At 34.5% G+C, this 18,623-nt stretch carries 14 protein-coding genes and 1 other RNA gene; all 15 read left to right on the top strand.

The window, feature by feature from the left end; all coding sequences use genetic code 11:
• The first annotated feature begins 106 nt into the window (after positions 1–106).
• On the top strand, positions 107–400 hold the full coding sequence (gpsB, locus tag CD29_RS05080) for a cell division regulator GpsB (RefSeq protein WP_036183675.1): 294 nt from the start codon (positions 107–109) through the stop codon (positions 398–400).
• A 62-nt stretch (positions 401–462) separates the two neighbouring features.
• Positions 463–848, top strand: an RNA gene (gene rnpB / locus CD29_RS19935) — RNase P RNA component class B.
• A gap of 193 nt (positions 849–1,041) precedes the next feature.
• Positions 1,042–2,796, top strand: a complete 1,755-nt coding sequence (locus tag CD29_RS05075) for a putative bifunctional diguanylate cyclase/phosphodiesterase (RefSeq protein ID WP_036183673.1) — start codon at positions 1,042–1,044, stop codon at positions 2,794–2,796.
• Positions 2,793–3,932: a THUMP domain-containing class I SAM-dependent RNA methyltransferase gene (locus CD29_RS05070; protein WP_036183670.1), complete on the top strand. Its 1,140-nt coding sequence runs from the start codon at positions 2,793–2,795 to the stop codon at positions 3,930–3,932. Before CD29_RS05075 ends, CD29_RS05070 begins: the two co-directional genes overlap by 4 nt.
• Positions 3,933–4,023: 91 nt before the next feature.
• Positions 4,024–5,922, top strand: coding sequence for an ATP-dependent DNA helicase (locus CD29_RS05065; RefSeq protein ID WP_036183668.1), 1,899 nt, complete (start codon positions 4,024–4,026; stop codon positions 5,920–5,922).
• A gap of 130 nt (positions 5,923–6,052) precedes the next feature.
• Positions 6,053–9,247 carry a BTAD domain-containing putative transcriptional regulator gene (locus CD29_RS05060; RefSeq protein ID WP_036183666.1) on the top strand — a complete coding sequence of 1,065 codons (3,195 nt, stop codon included), beginning with the start codon at positions 6,053–6,055 and terminating at the stop codon, positions 9,245–9,247.
• A 251-nt stretch (positions 9,248–9,498) separates the two neighbouring features.
• Positions 9,499–10,770, top strand: coding sequence for a substrate-binding domain-containing protein (locus CD29_RS05055; protein ID WP_036183662.1), 1,272 nt, complete (start codon positions 9,499–9,501; stop codon positions 10,768–10,770).
• 276 nt (positions 10,771–11,046) lie between these two features.
• Positions 11,047–11,820 carry an ABC transporter ATP-binding protein gene (locus tag CD29_RS05045; protein ID WP_036183657.1) on the top strand — a complete coding sequence of 258 codons (774 nt, stop codon included), beginning with the start codon at positions 11,047–11,049 and terminating at the stop codon, positions 11,818–11,820.
• On the top strand, positions 11,798–12,505 hold the full coding sequence (locus CD29_RS05040; RefSeq protein WP_036183655.1) for an ABC transporter ATP-binding protein: 708 nt from the start codon (positions 11,798–11,800) through the stop codon (positions 12,503–12,505). The genes CD29_RS05045 and CD29_RS05040 overlap by 23 nt, the downstream gene beginning before the upstream one ends.
• Positions 12,506–12,518: 13 nt before the next feature.
• On the top strand, positions 12,519–13,382 hold the full coding sequence (locus CD29_RS05035) for a branched-chain amino acid ABC transporter permease (protein ID WP_036183653.1): 864 nt from the start codon (positions 12,519–12,521) through the stop codon (positions 13,380–13,382).
• 4 nt (positions 13,383–13,386) lie between these two features.
• The gene (locus CD29_RS05030) at positions 13,387–14,406 is read left to right on the top strand and encodes a branched-chain amino acid ABC transporter permease (protein ID WP_036183651.1); all 1,020 of its coding nucleotides are present in this window, start codon (positions 13,387–13,389) and stop codon (positions 14,404–14,406) included.
• Positions 14,403–15,413: a 3-oxoacyl-ACP synthase gene (locus tag CD29_RS05025; protein WP_036183649.1), complete on the top strand. Its 1,011-nt coding sequence runs from the start codon at positions 14,403–14,405 to the stop codon at positions 15,411–15,413. Before CD29_RS05030 ends, CD29_RS05025 begins: the two co-directional genes overlap by 4 nt.
• 11 nt (positions 15,414–15,424) lie before the next feature.
• Positions 15,425–16,321 (top strand): intracellular short-chain-length polyhydroxyalkanoate depolymerase, encoded by an 897-nt coding sequence (gene phaZ, locus CD29_RS05020; protein WP_036183645.1) that lies wholly within the window; start codon positions 15,425–15,427, stop codon positions 16,319–16,321.
• Positions 16,322–16,331: 10 nt separating this feature from the next.
• Positions 16,332–17,072 (top strand): 3-oxoacyl-ACP reductase FabG, encoded by a 741-nt coding sequence (gene fabG / locus CD29_RS05015; protein WP_036183643.1) that lies wholly within the window; start codon positions 16,332–16,334, stop codon positions 17,070–17,072.
• Positions 17,073–17,087: 15 nt separating this feature from the next.
• Complete coding sequence (locus tag CD29_RS05010; protein ID WP_036183639.1) at positions 17,088–18,572, top strand: class I adenylate-forming enzyme family protein; 1,485 nt, start codon at positions 17,088–17,090, stop codon at positions 18,570–18,572.
• The last annotated feature ends 51 nt before the right edge of the window (positions 18,573–18,623 follow it).

The raw sequence follows: 18,623 nt of genomic DNA, 5'->3' as shown, positions 1-18,623 counted from the left end.
ATTAGTCGATCGCTAATTTTAGTTTGTAGTGTGTTTTCCTTCACTTTTCAACATGTTCATATGATATAATATAATCACGTATGTTTTGTATGGAAGGGCGATGTGAATGGATATAAAATTAAATTCAAAAATAATATTAGAGAAAGAATTTAAAAAAGCTATGAAAGGTTATAGTGTGGACCAGGTTGATCAATTTTTAGATCAAATCATGGAAGATTATGACGCTTTTGAAAAAATTCTGACTGAACTTCGCACTGAAAATACACGTTTAAAAGAAGAATTACAAAATGCTTCAAGAAGGCCTCAACCAAACCAACCTGTTGGAAATACCAATTTTGATATTTTAAAGAGACTTTCAAATTTAGAAAAACATGTATTTGGTAGCAAATTATACGAATAATTAATTGGTCGCTAAATGTTGAAATAACAAATGTTTTTTAGTATAATGATTTTATCAATGTGAAATTCGAGTAATCGCTGCAACTCATATGAAGTTGTAGAGGAAAGTCCATGCTCACACGGCTCTGAGATGACCGTAGTGTTCGTGCTTACTGAAAAAATAAGGTAAGGCAAGGCTTAGCCTTGACGGCGGAAGGAAAACCTAAGTCGTTCTGATATGGTTGACACTTCCTGAAAGTGCCACAGTGACGGAGCTTCATCGGAAACGGTGAAGGTGGAACGAGGTAAACCCCACGAGTGAGAAACCCAAATTATGGTAGGGGCACTCTCCTGAAGGAAATGAACAGATGGAGAGACGCGATAATTTTCGCGTAGATAGATGATTACTACCCGGTTCGTACGAGGCGAAAGCCGTTTGAGTACTCGGGAACAAAACATGGCTTATTGAATTTTACATGATTTAAACATATGTTATTAATAAAATGCGCTGATTCATTATTTTTCAACATGTCGTACGTATATGTAAATTTGTATATGGGTTACGTGGCATGGTTTGATAATGAGAAAGAGCAATAACGCTCAAGTATTGAAAGCTCTCCATCGTAGTGGAGAGCTTTTCTTTTAGTGATGGGAGTTAATATTATGGGAAATAGTAAAGATTTACATAATGGAAATCGCAATAATTCTATCTATCAATACCCATATGAGTGTCTTGAAATTATATTAGAAAATGTTGCTGAAGGAATTATGATTACCGATCAACATTTGAAAATTATTGCTGTAAACCCAGCTTTTGAATTTGTTACTGGATATAGCTCCGATGAAGTAATTGGGAAAACACCAACATTACTCCAATCTGGTATTCATGAAAAAGATTTTTACATAGAGATGTGGGAACAAATTAAAAGAACTGGTAGTTGGCAGGGTGAAATTTGGAACCGTAGAAAAACTGGTGATATATATCCAGAGAGTCTAACAATCAAAGAAGTAAGGGATAAAGAGGGTAACATCACAAATTATTGTGGTCTATTCACCGATTTATCTGAAATGAAAATCGTTGAGAATGAGTTAGAAAAACGTGCATTAACTGATTCATTAACTGAAGTGAATAATCGCTTTGCATTTCTTGAACGTATGAATAGCTTATTAGAATCTTCCAAAAAAATTAACTCTAAAATGTTACATGCAGTTTTCTTTTTAGACTTAGATCGTTTTAAACAAGTAAATGATACACTAGGTCATTCAATTGGAGATCAATTATTATTAGTTGTTGCAAAACGCTTAAAAAGGCAATTGAAAAATAAGGATATAATTGCAAGATACGGTGGAGATGAATTTGTTATTACTTTAACAAACATTACACATCCTAGGGAAGCAGCTTATTTTGCTGAAAAGATTATTAAAATTATTGAAGAACCTGTCTACATAGAAGAACAAGAAATTTACATATCCACTAGTATAGGAATCAGTATTTATCCACATGATGGAAATAATACGGATGAGTTAGTAAATCGAGCGGATAAAGCAATGTATTATTCCAAACAAAATGGTAGAAATGGTTTTTCGTTTTATTTCGAGGATTTAAGTTCTGATTCTAAAAGGGTTTTAAAATTGGATGGAGAATTAAGAAAAGCAATTGAAAATAAAGATTTTGAATTGTATTTTCAGCCCAAAATAAGTTTAAGTGATAATCGAGTTGTTGGAATAGAAGCTCTAGTTAGATGGAATAACGAGGAACTAGGGTTCGTGTCTCCAGCTGAATTTATTCCATTTGCTGAAGAAACAGGACTTATAATCCCAATCAGCGAAATTATCATTCATAAAGCTTGTGAAGATTTACGAAAATTACGGGATGCAGGATATTCGGATATAACAATGTCGATTAACATTTCTAGTATCCATTTCCAACAAGTTAACTTTTTAAAATCCATAAAATCGATTTTAGAAAAAAATAATACTTCGGCAAACAACTTTGAAATCGAAATGACTGAAAGAACAGTTATGAATAACGATACAGATACAGTGAGTAAGTTAGTACGCTTAAAACAACTTGGTTTTAAATTATCGATTGATGATTTTGGTACTGGTTATTCATCATTAAGTTACTTAGTTCGATTTCCACTAGATTATTTAAAGATAGATCGTAGCTTTATACAGCATATGGTTAGCCTCGATGAAAAACAAGCTGTCGTCGACGCAATTATACAAATGGCTCACCGACTAAAAATGAAAGTTGTTGCAGAGGGAGTAGAAAGTGTTCAACAATTAAACTTATTACGCGAAATGGGTTGTGATTTTATCCAAGGATACTATTACTCTAAACCAGTCCCAATGGACGAGTTAATTGAATTTTTACAAATCTGGGAAGTTGTACATCAAGAGGGGAAAGAAAAATGACTAAATATCAATTAGTAGCAACGAGTGCAATGGGTCTTGAGGCACTTGTTGCTGAGGAAGTACAAAGTTTAGGTTATGAAACAAAAGTAGAAAACGGAAAAGTATACTTTGAAGGTGATGAAACAGCAATTGCCCGTTGTAATCTTTGGTTACGCATCGCTGATCGTGTGAAAATTGTTGTAGCTCAATTTCCTGCATACAGTTTCGATCAGCTTTTTGAAAGTACAAAGAAAATTGAATGGGAACGTTATTTACCTGTTGATGCTGCTTTTCCTGTCTCTGGTAAATCAGTAAAGTCAAAATTATTTAGTGTACCTGATTGCCAAGCGATTGTAAAAAAAGCTATTGTTGAACGTCTAAAATTCAATTATAAAAGAATTGGTCTTTTAGATGAATCTGGAGCAACGTTTAAAATTGAAGTTTCAATTTTGAAAGATTTGGCAACAATTACAATTGATACCTCAGGTAGCGGTCTACATAAGCGAGGATATCGTCAAACCCAAGGGGAAGCACCATTAAAAGAAACTCTTGCTGCTGCTCTTGTAAAACTTTCAAAATGGAGTCCGAGTAGACCTTTCGTAGATCTATTTTGTGGATCTGGCACAATACCGCTTGAAGCTGCGATGATTGGTCAAAATATTGCACCTGGTTACAATCGTGAATTTATTTCTGAAGAGTGGAACTGGATGAAAGCAAAAGTTTGGGAAGATGCTAGGAATGAAGCGGACTCACTTGCCAATTATGATCAAGAGCTTGAAATAATAGGTTCAGATATTGATCATCGAATGATTCAAATTGCAGAGGGAAATGCAATTGAGGCTGGATTTGGTGACCTAATCAAATTTAAACAGATGCAAGCAACAGATTTTACAACGAAGGTAATGGATGGCGTGATCGTATCGAATCCTCCATATGGTGAACGTATAGGTGAAATCGAAGCGATTGAAAAAGTCATAAAAGACTTAGGTGCAGTAATGAAGCAATACCCAACATGGTCGGTTTATATGTTGTCTTCGATGGAAAATTTTGAAGAATTATATGGAAGAAAAGCTACCAAGAAGCGTAAACTATTTAACGGGTTTATTCGAACAGATTTATATCAGTTTTGGGGACAAAAATCAAAACGTGATGAATAAATTATTTATGGAAGTACTTGAACGGAAGGAGGGACTTTTGCTCCTTCCTTTTCAATGTCTATACTAGACAAATTTTGAGGAGACAAACTTTATGAGAAAACCTTTACCATTTGAATTATCAAAGGATAAGTCCTTTTTTGAATCACTTAGTGATTGGATGGGGGATGTTCTTTACGATGAATTACCTGAAAAAGGTCTTGAAATGCGTGACGAACAAATATTTATGGCTTATCAGATTGAAAAGGCACTTAAAGAAAAGAGTGTTTTATTCGCAGAAGCTGGGGTAGGTACAGGAAAAACGATTGCATATCTATTACCTGCCATTTCCTATGCACGTTACACAGGAAGACCGGCATTAATAGCATGTGCGGATGAAACTTTAATCGATCAGCTCGTAAAAGCTGGTGGTGATATTGAGAAACTAGAGAATCTATTAAATTTGGATATAGATGTGCGACTTGCAAAATCAAGAGATCAATATTTATGTTTAAAACGTTTTGAGGAAGCTGAAAAAGTTGAAGTTGACGATTGGATCGATGACATTGCCATGTCCATTCCTGAAGGGGTATATGCAAAAGGTTCAATGCTTTCTACTCAACCATACGGTGCTCGTAGTGATTATCCATTTATAAGTGATGAATCTTGGCAAAAAGTAAACTTTAATTCACTAATGCAATGTGGTGTTTGTGAAATGCGTAATCGCTGTGGCCAAACAATTCATAGAGCTCATTATCGTAGTTCAAGTGATTTAATTATTTGTTCACAAGATTTTTTAATGGAACATTTAGCAACGAAAGAATCACGGGAACGTGAAGGGCATTTACCATTATTACCTGAAGTGTCAATGATGGTACTAGATGAAGGGCATTTACTAGAATATGCTGCACAAAAAGCAATGACTTACAAAGTGCAAAACTTTACAATTGTAAACCTACTAGATCGCTTAATGGTAGATGGTGTCCGTGAAAGTACTTTATATGCTATGGAAAAATTACAAGAAGATCATGAACGGTTTTTTGACCAACTTCGTGATGATATTGTGCCATCAGAAGAAAACCGTAAAAAAATTAACAAATCCAAAACATTATTAACTTATGGTAAAAGATTAATTGATGATGTAGAGAAGCTGTTAGAGGAGTTTGTATTTGAATCAGAGCTTTATATGATTCCAGAATATGAGTTAAATATGGCGGAAGAATTTTTGGAGCAATATCAAGCTGCGATTAAAATATTTACGGCGAAATCGGATGCAATTGACTGGTTAGAAGAAGCAGATGGCGAAGAAACATTAGTTATAATGCCACGATTAATAACGGAGGTTTTAGAGGAAAAACTCTTTTCGAAAAACTTACCGATTATTTTCTCATCGGCAACTCTTTCTGTCAAAAAAGATTTTACATTTATCGCATCAAGTTTAGGTATTAAGGATTATATGTCATTTAGTGTCCCATCTCCGTTTGACTATGATGAAGTGATGAAAATCGAACTTCATGAAGCAAAAAACGAGAAGGTAGTTGAGGTAAATGAATTACTTAAAGATAAACAGAAAACGCTAATATTATTTAAATCAAAACATTCAATGCTTAAATTTAAAGAAAGCTTGTCTTTAATGGCAAGATTATCAGTTTTCTTTGAAGGTGACCAAGAGTTATCATCAACAATTCGTGAATTCCAAAGTGGAACAATCAGTACATTATGTTCTTATCACTTATGGGAAGGTCTTGATTTACCTGAAGAAAGTTTAACACGAGTAATTATTTATGATTTGCCATTTCCACCACAAGATCCATTATTCGATGCAAAACGTGCTTTCTCTAAAAATGCTTTTGAAGAAGTGGACTTACCATTTATGCTTTTAAGACTTCAGCAGGGGATTGGTAGACTAATTCGTACTTCTAAAGACTATGGAGAAATTCATATACTCTTAAATGAGGAAGAAGTAAAAGTGAAAGACCAATTCATTGATATATTGCCAGTTTTAGCTAAGTAAATAGATAGCAATGTAAAAATTTTATTTAATTTTTACATTGCTATTTTTAAATTATTGAAAATATTCTAAAATGGATATAAAAGGATGATAGAGTAGTTTCGTTAATTTAAGGTAAAGGAGGGTCATAAAGGTGCAAAATGTCTTATTATCTAAAATTATTCCACCAGATACTTCAAATCATATTATGAGTAGGGCCAATTTAGCAAAAAAACTATCAAAAGTTTCACAAGCAAAATTAACTGTCCTTCAAAGCGGTGCGGGGTATGGAAAGACATCTGTTCTTACACAACTAACCTCAGACCAAAACCTACTCTTTTCATGGTATCAGGTAACAGATGAAGATGATGATATTTTACCTTTCATGAGACACTTATTTTATAGTATTCGAAGAGTGAGCCATGATTTCGGAGCATCTTTAGTTGGATGGGATAATCTGTCCATGTTCCCTAAGTTAGATGAGTTAAATAAATTATATAAGTTATTTGTAAATGAATTATATAAAATTAATCAGCCATTCTTTATTGTGATTGATGATTTTCACCTAGTGAATCATGTATTCCAAATTAACTATGTGTTAAACAAAATCATAGAAAACTTACCTTCACATATTCATTTTATCGTAGCTACAAGACAAAGACTTAGCTGGAATTGCCTTTTACAACTAAAAATTAATGGACAACTAATCGAATGTACAGAAGAAGATTTTCAGTTTACTGAAGAAGAAATACAAGTATTGTTTGAAGATTATTTTGAATGTTATTTATCAAGAGAACAAATTCAAAAAATACTTGCAGTGACTGAAGGTTGGGCAATTGCTATCATTTTACTTGCATTACAACTAAGAGATTCAGACTCAACCATATCAATAGATGAAATTACAAATTTATCATTAAATGAATTTTTTGCATATTTGTCTGATGAAATCTTTGAAAATATGAGTAGTAGGCAACAAGAAGCATTATTAAACTTTAGTATATTCCAAACATTCTCTACTCATTTAGTTGAACAATTCTATAGTAAAGAAATGGCAGATCAATTAATGGAACTTGTCAAGATTCAAGGATTCATTCAACCTTTATACGGTCAAAAAGAATTTAGATTTCATGTGTTGTTCCAACAGTTTTTAGAAATGAAACTGAAGGAAAGAAATGAAGTAGAGTATACTTATTTACAAGAAAAAGCAGCTAATTATTTTATTAACGAAAATAAACCAATGTTTGCACTACACCATGCAAACAAAGCGAAAAACCAACTATTAATCGCTGAGATTTTAGTAAGTTTTGCAACCGATTTCATTAATGCTGGACAATTTGATTATTATTTAGAAAGAATTAAAGAATTATCTAGTGAAACAAAAGAAAATTACTATGCATTATATTTTTATGAGGGTGAGTGTTTTCGTTATAAAGCACAATACGAAAAAGCAAAAAAATCATATGATTATTGTTTAGCCTTTGCTCAAGAACAGATGGATCATTATTTCATTTTAAAAGCGAATGCAGGGATTGCTCATATTTATTTGGATACGATTCAACCTGCCTATGCTGAAGATTATTTAGAAAAAGCATTAGAAATCTCTCAAAGAGTAAATATCAATATAGAAGAACTCCATTTATTGCAAAGACAATATGCAGAGAATCTTGTGAATTTAGGCAGAGCTTATGAATCTGAACAATGGGTAACAAAAATGAACTTGCCAGAAAATGTTTTATATCAAGGCAATTTAGATGTTCGAACGATGTTAAGACAAGGAAAGTTAAGTGAAGCAAGAATGCTTATTAAAATGAGAGAAGTTAAGGATGTATTGCCTTTGGATGCACATCGTGAATCTGATGTTCTCAACTCTCTAATCCTTACAATGTTAGGTGAGATTGAAAAATCCTTTGTAAGGGCGAATAATTGTGTGAAAAATAGTGAACGGGACTTTTCACAATATGCAGAAGCAGTGGCTTTTCTACGTAGGGGACATGCACTTCTTCTCCTAAATCCATTTGATCTTCAGACTGCAGAAATTAGCTATTTAAAAACGATTGAAATTATGGATGAGATTCATGTTTCTAGGGCAAAAGCTGAGTCATATATGGGGTTAGCATTAGTTTATAGCAGAAAAGGAAATATCGAAGAAGCAATTTCTTATGCAAATCTTGGTTTATACGAAACCGAAAGAGTACAAGATAAATGGGTATCAGCATTATTACTTGCTACTTTTACGAAAATCAATGTTGAGAATCATCTACTACCTGAAGCGTTGCATTATGCAAAACGTGCAGAAGAATTATTTACAATATGTAAAGATCACTATGGACAAATGGTTAGTAACTTTTGGATGTCCTATATTTATTATTTGAAAAATGATCAGAATCAGTTTACGAATTCATTTTTACGATTTATATCTCTTTGTATTGATCATCAATACGAGTTTTTCCTGCAAAAAATTACATTACTTGGTCCTAGAAATCTATTAATATTTCATCAGTTATTTCACTATCATTTGACAAATAATTCGAATGATGAAGTTAAGAAAATTGGATATTTGATGAAATATAAAGAGGGAGAAGTTGTTCCGAAATATTTTATTTCCGTAAATGTACTAGGGACATTTAGCATTTTTCGTGATTATGAAGAAATTGATGATAAAGAATGGAAACGTGAAAAAGCGAAGGAATTGTTTTTGTATCTACTATTAAACAAAGATCGCTATGTGTCTAAAGAAGAATTGTTACACATTCTTTGGCCAAAGGGTAATGATGTGGCAATGGCACGCGACTTTAAAGTGATATATAATGCGTGCTTAAAAGTACTTGAACCTGAAAGAAATGCAAGAGAAGAAAGTGCCTACATTATTAGAAAAAATTCTATGTACCAACTTCAGCAAAGCATTGCATTTTCAACAGATATTGACTACTTTAAAAAGTTTGCAACATTTGGATTAGAAGAAAAAGAACCATCAATTTCCATAGAATGGTTACAATTGGCAGTATCATTGTATAAAGGAAATTTATTAGAAGAGTTCTACCATATAGATTGGGTTCAACAAAAAAGGGAAGAACTAGTTAACTTGTATCTCTTAGTCATAGAAAGAATTGCTCAAAATTTATTTAGATTAAAGAGGTATCAAGAGGTCATATTCTGGGCTGAAAAGGTAATTAAGCAAGACAATACTTGGGAAGAAGGATATCGACTTCTCATGCTAAGCTATTATCATTTAAATAATCGAACACAAGCAGTAAAATGGTTTGAAAAATGTGTTGAAAGTTTAAAAACTGAACTAAACATCGATCCAATGGAATCAACGTACGAAATATATGAAATGATTATACGCTAATGATTTTCAGAGAGTGAAAGCTTTCTGTAAGTCATTAGCTTTTTTTCTGTCGAGTACCCGCTACTCGTTAAAGCAAGCAACAAATTTGTCCGCTTGGTGTAAATAATTTTATAAAAAACACCTTGGAAATAATTGAATTTCTCTATATTTCGAAAAAATGTTCACTAAATTGTAACTTTTTTGTAACTCCCATGTTTTATCTTATTCTCAAAGCAGTTGAAAGCGCTTTAAAACACAAAGGGGGTATTTTCATGAAAAAGCTTTGGTATCTGTTTATGCTTGTGTTTCTTGTAGTCATCCTAGCAGCTTGTGGTGGAGAACAATCATCTACTAACACTCCTGGGAAAACGACTGATAAAGAAGAAACAAAAACTGAAGAACAAAAGACAGAAACTACAGAAACAGCAACTGAATCTGGTGGCACAATCAAAATCGGTGTTCTAGCATCATTAACTGGTGCTCTTGAGTCTTATGGTAAACAAACTCAAAAAGGGTTTGAATTAGGTCTTGAGTATGCAACTGGTGGAACGATGGAAGTTGCAGGGAAAAAGATTGAAATTGTTTATGAAGACACAGAAACAAAACCTGAAGTAGCAGTTCAAAAAGCTACGAAACTATTGGAAGATGACAAGGTTGACTTCCTAGTTGGATCTTCTAGTTCTGGTGACACATTAGCTGTTCTTCCTTTAGCAGAAGAATATGAAAAAATTATGATCGTAGAACCTGCAGTTGCTGATAGTATTACAGGTTCTGAGTTTAACCCTTATATTTTTAGAACTGCACGTAACTCTTCGCAAGATGCATATGCTGCAGCTGCTGCTATTGCTGGTGAAGGTGTAAAAATTGCAACATTTGCTCCAGACTATTCCTTCGGTTGGGATGGGGTATCTGCATTCAAAGATGCAGCTTTAGCATTAGGTGCTGAAATTGTGGCTGAAGAGTATGCGCCAGCTGACGCTACTGACTTCACTTCAAACTTACAAAAAATTATAGATTCAAAACCTGACTACCTATTTGTTGTTTGGGCGGGTGCAAACTCACCTTGGGGACAAATTAATGACATGAAGTTACAAGAAAATGGTATTAAAGTTTCAACAGGTGCTCCAGATATCCCAGCTCTTAAAACAATGGGTCAATTAGTTGGTATGGAAGGATTCTCTGTTTACTATCACACTTTACCAGACAACCCAATTAATGATTGGTTAGTAGATGAGCACAAAAAACGTCATAACGGTGAAGTGCCTGACTTATTTACTCCAGGTGGATTTGCTGCTGCAATGGCAATTGTTACAGCTTTAGAAAAATCAGGTGGAGATGCTGATGGTAACAAATTAATACCTTTAATGGAAGGTATGTCATTTGAAACTCCAAAAGGAACAATGACATTCCGTCCTGAAGACCACCAAGCATTACAACCACTTTACTCTGTAACTTTACAAGAAGTGGATGGTTTCGATTATCCAGTACCTGTTTTAATTCGTGAGCTTTCTCCATCTGAGACTGAGCCACCAATAAGGAATTAAAACAAACCATTTGAAACAGACCATATTGTTGGTCTGTTTCTCTTAAAATCTTTACTTTCAATTTAGAAGTTTAGTTGGAAGTTGCTGTTGAAGCTTGGGGAGCGCCTTCCACTTTTCAGGTGTCTAGCTTCAGGCGCTAACTCCTCGGCAACTTCAAAACCGCCTGCAAGAGCAAAGAGCGCTCTTTTGTCGGTTTCTCCAGTTGCTTTCGGAGTTGGGCGAGCGCCTTCCGCATTTCTATTAAAGATTTTAAGAGGAACAGATAGGAGGAGAAACATGGAACCGATCATTCGAACAGAAAATCTAAGTATTAGTTTTGGTGGCCATAAGGCGGTCGATCGCGTTAATTTTGAAATGCCTGAAAAACATTTTAAATCAATCATTGGACCAAATGGGGCAGGAAAGACAACGTTCTTTAATTTAATTAGCGGCGAGTTAAAGAATACTGAAGGTGATGTATTTTTCAAAGGAAAATCCATTGCTAACCTATCATCAGTTGAACGTACAAGACTAGGTTTGGGTCGTTCATTTCAAATTACAAATGTATTTCCAAACCTAACGGTACTAGAAAATGTACGTCTTGCTGTACAGTCGAAGGAAAAAATCCGTTTTAACCCTTTTAAACATTATTTACATTATAAGAAAATTACTGAAGAAGCATTGACAATATTAGAACAAGTTTTACTGGAAAATAAAGCCCATCATATAGCAAGTCAATTAGCACATGGAGAAAAGCGAAAGCTAGAAATTGCTATGTTATTAGCTCTAGATACAGAGGTTCTAATGCTTGATGAACCAACTGCGGGTATGTCTCTTGAGGAAGTGCCTGCCATTTTAGATGTTATTAAATCAATTAAAAATCGCGGAGATAAAACGATTCTATTAATCGAACACAAGATGGATATGATTTTGGACTTATCGGACTCCATCATGGTGCTATTTAACGGAAAACTATTAGCGGATGGCACACCAAAGGAAATAATGGATAATACTACGGTTCAAAATGCTTATTTAGGAGGGCTTTATGATGACGAGCTTGTTGAAACTTGATAATGTCAATACTCATATAGGCCAGTACCATATTTTACAAGGAGTTCATTTCGAAGCTAAAGAAGGTGAAGTTTCAGTACTTCTTGGACGTAATGGTGCAGGAAAAACTACGACATTAAAGACAATTATTGGTCTAACACCAGCATCAGGTGGTTCGGTCACATTTTTAAATCAAGACATTACGAAAAAAGCAACTTATGATATTGCAAATCTAGGGATTGGGTATGTTCCAGAGGATCAGGGAATATTTGGTGATTTAACAGTTGAAGAGAATATTAAAGTAGCAATGCGAAAAGAAACAGATGAAAGTAAGGAAAAATTAGAGTACGTACTGAATTTATTTCCCGATTTAAAGAAGTTTTGGAAAAAGGCTGGCGGTAATTTATCTGGTGGACAAAAGCAGATGTTAGCGATGTCACGTGCATTTGTTAACGATAGTAGGTTACTTTTAATCGATGAACCATCTAAGGGTCTTGCTCCAATTGTCATTGAAAAAGTAATGGAAGCAATTGTTGAAATGAAGAAACAAACAACGATTGTACTAGTTGAACAAAACTTCATTATGGCAAGTAAAATAGGTGATTCCTTTACATTAATCGATGATGGAAAAACAGTTCGCAATGGGGCAATGAAAGAATTGATTGAAGATGATGAGTTGAAACATAAATATTTGGGAATCGGTTAAAGGGGGGGACTACATGGATTTAATTATTAGTTTAGTTATAAATGGTCTTGCAACAGGGATGTTAATATTCCTTCTTGCTTCTGGGCTTACACTTATATTTGGTCTAATGCATGTTCTTAATTTTGCACACGGTGGATTATTCGTGTGGGGTGCATATGCAGGTGTATTTAGCTATGCCTATTCTGGAAGTTTTATTGTAGGGATTATTGTTGCGATTTTAACGGGACTTGTCTTTGGGTTTATTACGGAAAAGTTAATTATTACTCCAGTTTACGGAAATCTCGTTCAACAGATTCTAATCACTTTAGGATTTATGCTCGTTCTTCAAGAAATGATTAAGGTAGTCTTCGGGCCAAACGTTGTTGCTGTAAAGGTACCTGAACTTTTAGCTGGGAGTTGGCAACTAGGAGATATAATTATTATTAAATATCGTATTTTCATTATTTTCTTTGGATTTATAATTTTTGGTCTATTACATTATATGCTGACACGCACAAAAATTGGTCTTATTGTTCGAGCTGGGGTTATGAACAGTGATATGGTACAGGCACTTGGGATTAATATTAAACGAATCTTCTTAGTTGTCTTTATGACGGGCTCTGCTCTTGCTGCATTAGCGGGTATGTTATTTGCACCATATTCTGGAGCAATTTATGCTGAACTTGGAATGGAATTTGCAATTATGGCATTTATCGTGGTAGTAATTGGGGGAATGGGTAGTTTCCAAGGATCACTATTTGCTGCAATCTTAGTTGGATTAGCGGGTAGTTTCATGGCTTATTATGTTCCTTATCTATCTCTTGCAGTAAATATGATAATAATGGTTGTTGTGTTAATATTCCGTCCTCAAGGATTATTCACAACGGCGAAGGGGTGAGAATATGAATAAACCGATATTACTATCAAGATCAAATATTATTTTATTTATTATTGTGCTTGCCCTAGTTGCTTTTCCATTTGTAATGGACTCTCGGACGTTGACAATTTTAGTTACACAAATATTAATCTTCGGCATTTTAGCCATGAGTTATGATATTTTGCTAGGGTATACCGGTATTGTTTCATTTGGTCATGCTATGTTCTTCGGTATTGGAGCATATTGTACTGCAATTATGCTATCAGATTTCGAATCAACAATTGGCGTGTTCATTGTTTCAATTATTGTTGGAATGCTTATTGCTGGGATATTAAGTTTTATCGTAGGTTTACTTACACTACGATTAAAAAGTCATTTCTTTGCTATGTTAACAATGGCTATTTCAGGTCTTCTTTTAGTAGTAGCGGAAAAGTGGAGAAGTGTAACAAAAGGAAATGATGGGTTTACATTTAAAGCTCCAGAAGTCTTTAAAGATAGAGTTATATTTTATTTAGTTGTTTTAGCGTTATTAGTCATTGTATTTATCGTATTGAAGCGTTTTGTTAGCTCTCCGCTAGGACGTGTACTTATTGCCGTACGCGAAAATGAGCAACGAACAAAATCATTAGGTTTTAAAACACTGTATTATAAAGTGATTGCATCTGTTGTTGCAGGAGTCATTGCTGCCTTGGCAGGATCTTTGTATGCTGTATCACTACGTTTTGTGAATACAAGTGTATTAACAATGGAAATTACTTTAGATGCATTACTAATGACAATTATTGGTGGGGTTGGAACTTTAATTGGACCATTAGTTGGGTCAGTTGTTATTGAGTCCGCACAGCACTATTTATCGGGGTTAGCGAGAGATTTCCCTATTTTTGAACGATGGATTATTTTCTTCGGTATTATTTATATTTTAGCTGTAATCTTCTTCCCTAAAGGCATTGTTGGAACAATTCAGACGAAATATTCTCAGTGGAAAATAAAGAGAAATCAATTAGACGTCGCTCCACTTTCAAAGAGTAAGGAGAGTTCAAAATGAATGTAGGTATCATTGGAATTGGTATATATTTACCGACAGAAAGAATGACAGGGGAAGAAATAGCTAAGATTGCTGATATACCAGCTCATATTGTAAAAACAAAAATGGGGATCAATCAAAAAACCATTGCAGGTAAAAATGATCATACCGTTCAAATGGGTATTAAAGCAGCAAAGGATGCCATTCAAAACGCAAATATCGATCCAAGAGAAATTGATGTCATTATTTATATCGGCGAAGAACATAAAGAATATCCGCTATGGACAGCTGCTATAAAAATTCAAGAAGAAGTCGGAGCTACAAATGCGTGGGCATTTGATGCCCAACTAAGATGTGGTACGACTATTATGGGTATTAAACTTGCGAAAAGTTTAATGTTATCTGATGAGAGTATAAAAACCGTATTACTGGCAGGTGGATACAGAAATCACGATTTCATTGATTATAAAAATGAACGAACAAGATTTATGTTTAACCTCGGTGCTGGTGGAGGAGCACTTGTTCTTCGAAAGGATGTAAAAGAAAATATCGTTTATGAAAGTGAAATTATAACAGATGGATCTTTTTCTGAAGATGTACTAGTACCAGTAGGCGGTACAAAAGAACCTTTAACTCCTGAACATTTGGAACAAGGACTTTATCGATTAGATGTATTGGATCCAGCCGGTATGAAAAGTAGACTTGAACAAAAGTCATTAGATAATTTTATTAAGGTAATACGCAATTCCTTAGTAAAAAGTGGATTTAATGAAAGTGATCTGTCGTATATCGGAATGCTTCACGTAAAAAAATCAGCACATGATTATGTATTGAAGGCATTTAATTTAGAGGAAGATAATTCTATTTATCTTTCGGATTATGGTCATATTGGCCAAATTGACCAAATATTATCTCTTAAACTAGCACAAGAAGAAGGAAAACTTCATAACGGTGATGTAGTTACTTTAGTAAGTGCAGGTATAGGTTATGCATGGGGTGCAGTTACAATTCGATGGGGAAAAGAATAGGAGAGAATGCCATGAACATGATTGATCAATTAAAAGCTGTAGAATTATCAAATGGAGAAACCATTACTTATCGGGAAAGACTTGGCGGTGACAAGTTAGTTTTGTTTATTCATGGAAATATGACTTCTTCAAAGCATTGGGATATCTTAATGGAAGCATTTAGTGATGATTTTACTATTATCGCTCCTGATTTAAGAGGATTTGGTGGCTCTACTTACAACAAAAGAGCTTCACACGTAAGAGATTTTAGCAATGACATAAGACTTTTTGTTGATGCATTAGAATTGAAGAAATTTAGTTTAGTAGGTTGGTCTTTTGGCGGGACTGTTTGCATGCAATTCTGCATTGATAATCCAGAATATTGCGAAAAGCTAGTGTTATTAGCTTCAGGATCAACCCGAGGATACCCACATTTTAAAACGAATAGTGATGGTTCTCCAGATGTTTCCAAACGATTTACTACAATCGAGGAAATTGAAAGTGACCCAATGCGAACAATTCCAATGCAAGGACTATATGACACAAAAAATAAAGAAGGCTTAAAAATGGTTTGGAATGCGGCAATCTATACGCATAATCAACCTGTAGAAGAAAAATATAACGAATATATTGAGGATATGTTAACTCAACGAAATCTAGCTGATGTTTACCATGCATTAAATACATTTAATATTAGTCATTTTGACAATGTGGCAGCCAAAGGCACTGGGGAAGTAGATAACATAAACGTTCCCGTATTAAATCTATATGGTGATAGAGATTTAGTCGTTCCGATGATAATGACACAGCAGATTATTGATGACTTAGGAGACAAAGCGGAAAATGTTCAATTAGTTAACTGTGGTCATTCTCCATTAATCGATGACTTAGAAAGATTAAAATTAGAAATTGAAAAATTTTTAGAATAGAGGTGCACTTTTGAGATTAGAAGATAAGGTTGCGATTATAACTGGTGGTGCCAACGGAATCGGTAAAGCAGCTGTAGAAATCTTTGCACGTGAAGGTGCAAAAGTAGTAATTGCAGATTTCGCAGAGGAACAAGGAAAGCAGTTAGAAAGTGAATTACGTGAGAAAAGTTTTGATGTTCAATTTGTAAAGTTGGATGTAGCGAGTAGAGAAAGCGTTCAAACGATGGTACAAAAAGTTCTATCTAACTACGGAAAGATTGATATATTAATCAATAATGCTGGTATAACAAAAGACGCGATGCTTGTAAAAATGACTGAAGAAGATTTTGATCGTGTAGTAGATGTAAATCTAAAGGGAGTTTTTAACTGTACACAAGCAGTTGTTCCGCACATGATCGAAAAGGGATATGGAAAAGTCATTAATACTGCCTCGGTCAGTGGAGTGTATGGGAACATCGGTCAAACAAACTATGCTGCAACGAAAGCGGCAATCGTTGGTATGACAAAAACATGGGCAAAAGAACTAGGAAGAAAAGGTATTAATGTAAATGCAGTTTCACCAGGTTTTACGAGAACTTCTATGACTGAAAAGATGCCGGAGAAAATATTAAACTATATGGAGTCTATTGTCAGTTTACAACGACTAGGAGTCCCAAAAGATATTGCTAATGCTTATTTATTTTTAGCTTCTGACGAAGCAAGCTATGTAAATGGCCATGTTTTAAATGTTGATGGTGGAATCATGATGTGATTTGGGGTGTGTAGTATGTTTAATGAGCAAACCTGGATATTAAATCGAGCAAAATTAACCCCTGAAAAAAATGCGTTAATCGATATTCGAACTGAGCGCACTTGGACCTATGAAGAACTTTCAAAAAGAACTATGAACTGCCTAGTCTATTTACAATCTCTCGGTATAAAAAAGGGAGATCGAGTAGCGATATTAGCTGAAAATTCGATTGACCTTTTCCCAATACTATTTGCCTGTGGTTTAGGTGGGTACATATACGTACCACTTAACTGGCGTTTAAGTATAGAGGAACTCCAATTGATACTTGAAGATTCCTCACCTAGTCTACTGCTAACAGATGATAATTTTCATGATTTTGCAGTGAAGATTCATCCAGCGAAAACTATTGTGATTAAGGAAATTATTGAATTTCAGCCAACAGAGATACATTCAAGAGTTGGGACAGAATGGAGTCCAAAAGATGCATGGTTAATGATTTATACTGGTGGTACGACAGGGAAACCAAAAGGTGTGGTTTTATCATTTGATGCGGTCAATTGGAATGCCATTAATACAATTGTCAGTTGGAGTTTAGAAGAAAATGATTGTACATTAAATTATATGCCGCTATTCCATACGGGTGGACTCAATGCTCTTTCCATACCTATTTTAATGGTGGGTGGTACCGTCGTAATTGGAAATAAATTTGTTCCTGAAGAGGCAATAAGGGCAATCGATGATTATCAAACAACAATTTCTCTTTTTGTTCCCACAATGTACCAGGCTATGATTGAAACAGATTATTTTAAACAGTCACATTTTCCTTCTGTTAAATTATTTTTATCTGGCGGTGCACCTTGTCCTAAAACAATTTATGAACATTTCATAGAAAAGGGTATAAAGTTTAAAGAGGGATATGGTCTTACAGAAGCGGGGCCGAATAATTTTTATATTTCACCTGAACGTTCCGCATTAAAGCCAGGATCTGTAGGTAGGAGTATGGTTTTTAACTCTATAAAAATAGTAAATAAAGAAGGGGATCTATGTGAACCAAACGAGGTAGGGGAACTCCTTGTTCAAGGTAAACATATGTTTTCCTACTATTGGAATAACCAAGAAGAAACAAACAAAGCAATTGTTGATGGGTGGTTAAAAACAGGTGATTTAGCCAAAATGGATGACGATGGTGATGTGTATATTGTCGGCCGTTCCAAAGACATGATTATTACTGGTGGTGAGAACGTCTACCCACAAGAAGTAGAACAATGCATCGTTACACATCCAAAGATAAAAGAGGTTGCTGTTGTTGGATTAAAAGATCCTAAATGGGGGGAAGTAGTTACAGCTGTTGTTGTAAGTGACCAAGGTGATGATAATCTATGTGAGGAGATTAAGACTTTATGTCGCAATCACCTAGGGGCATACAAAGTTCCGAAGAAGATTTACTTTATCAAAGGTTTGCCAAAAACCCATGTTGGAAAAATCGATAAAAAGAAAATAGTTCAGTTATATGAACAATAAAAAACCCCCTCCCAACTAGTATGCCACTAGTAGGGGAGGGGGTTAATCTAA

Origin of the sequence: Ureibacillus manganicus DSM 26584 (assembly GCF_000772945.1) — a bacterium.
Taxonomy (GTDB): Bacteria; Bacillota; Bacilli; order Bacillales_A; family Planococcaceae; genus Ureibacillus; species Ureibacillus manganicus.
Note: the sequence above shows the minus strand (reverse complement) of the source record. Positions and strands in the feature narration are given on the sequence as shown.

Bases quoted from the DNA above. Each gene is read 5' to 3' on its own strand.
- CD29_RS05055 (WP_036183662.1), top strand. From the start codon at position 9,499: ATGAAAAAGCTTTGGTATCTGTTTATGCTTGTGTTTCTTGTAGTCATC.
- CD29_RS05035 (WP_036183653.1), top strand. From the start codon at position 12,519: ATGGATTTAATTATTAGTTTAGTTATAAATGGTCTTGCAACAGGGATG.
- CD29_RS05070 (WP_036183670.1), top strand. From the start codon at position 2,793: ATGACTAAATATCAATTAGTAGCAACGAGTGCAATGGGTCTTGAGGCA.
- gpsB (WP_036183675.1), top strand. From the start codon at position 107: ATGGATATAAAATTAAATTCAAAAATAATATTAGAGAAAGAATTTAAA.
- phaZ (WP_036183645.1), top strand. From the start codon at position 15,425: ATGAACATGATTGATCAATTAAAAGCTGTAGAATTATCAAATGGAGAA.
- CD29_RS05025 (WP_036183649.1), top strand. From the start codon at position 14,403: ATGAATGTAGGTATCATTGGAATTGGTATATATTTACCGACAGAAAGA.
- CD29_RS05030 (WP_036183651.1), top strand. From the start codon at position 13,387: ATGAATAAACCGATATTACTATCAAGATCAAATATTATTTTATTTATT.
- CD29_RS05045 (WP_036183657.1), top strand. From the start codon at position 11,047: ATGGAACCGATCATTCGAACAGAAAATCTAAGTATTAGTTTTGGTGGC.
- CD29_RS05075 (WP_036183673.1), top strand. From the start codon at position 1,042: ATGGGAAATAGTAAAGATTTACATAATGGAAATCGCAATAATTCTATC.
- CD29_RS05010 (WP_036183639.1), top strand. From the start codon at position 17,088: ATGTTTAATGAGCAAACCTGGATATTAAATCGAGCAAAATTAACCCCT.
- CD29_RS05040 (WP_036183655.1), top strand. From the start codon at position 11,798: ATGACGAGCTTGTTGAAACTTGATAATGTCAATACTCATATAGGCCAG.
- CD29_RS05065 (WP_036183668.1), top strand. From the start codon at position 4,024: ATGAGAAAACCTTTACCATTTGAATTATCAAAGGATAAGTCCTTTTTT.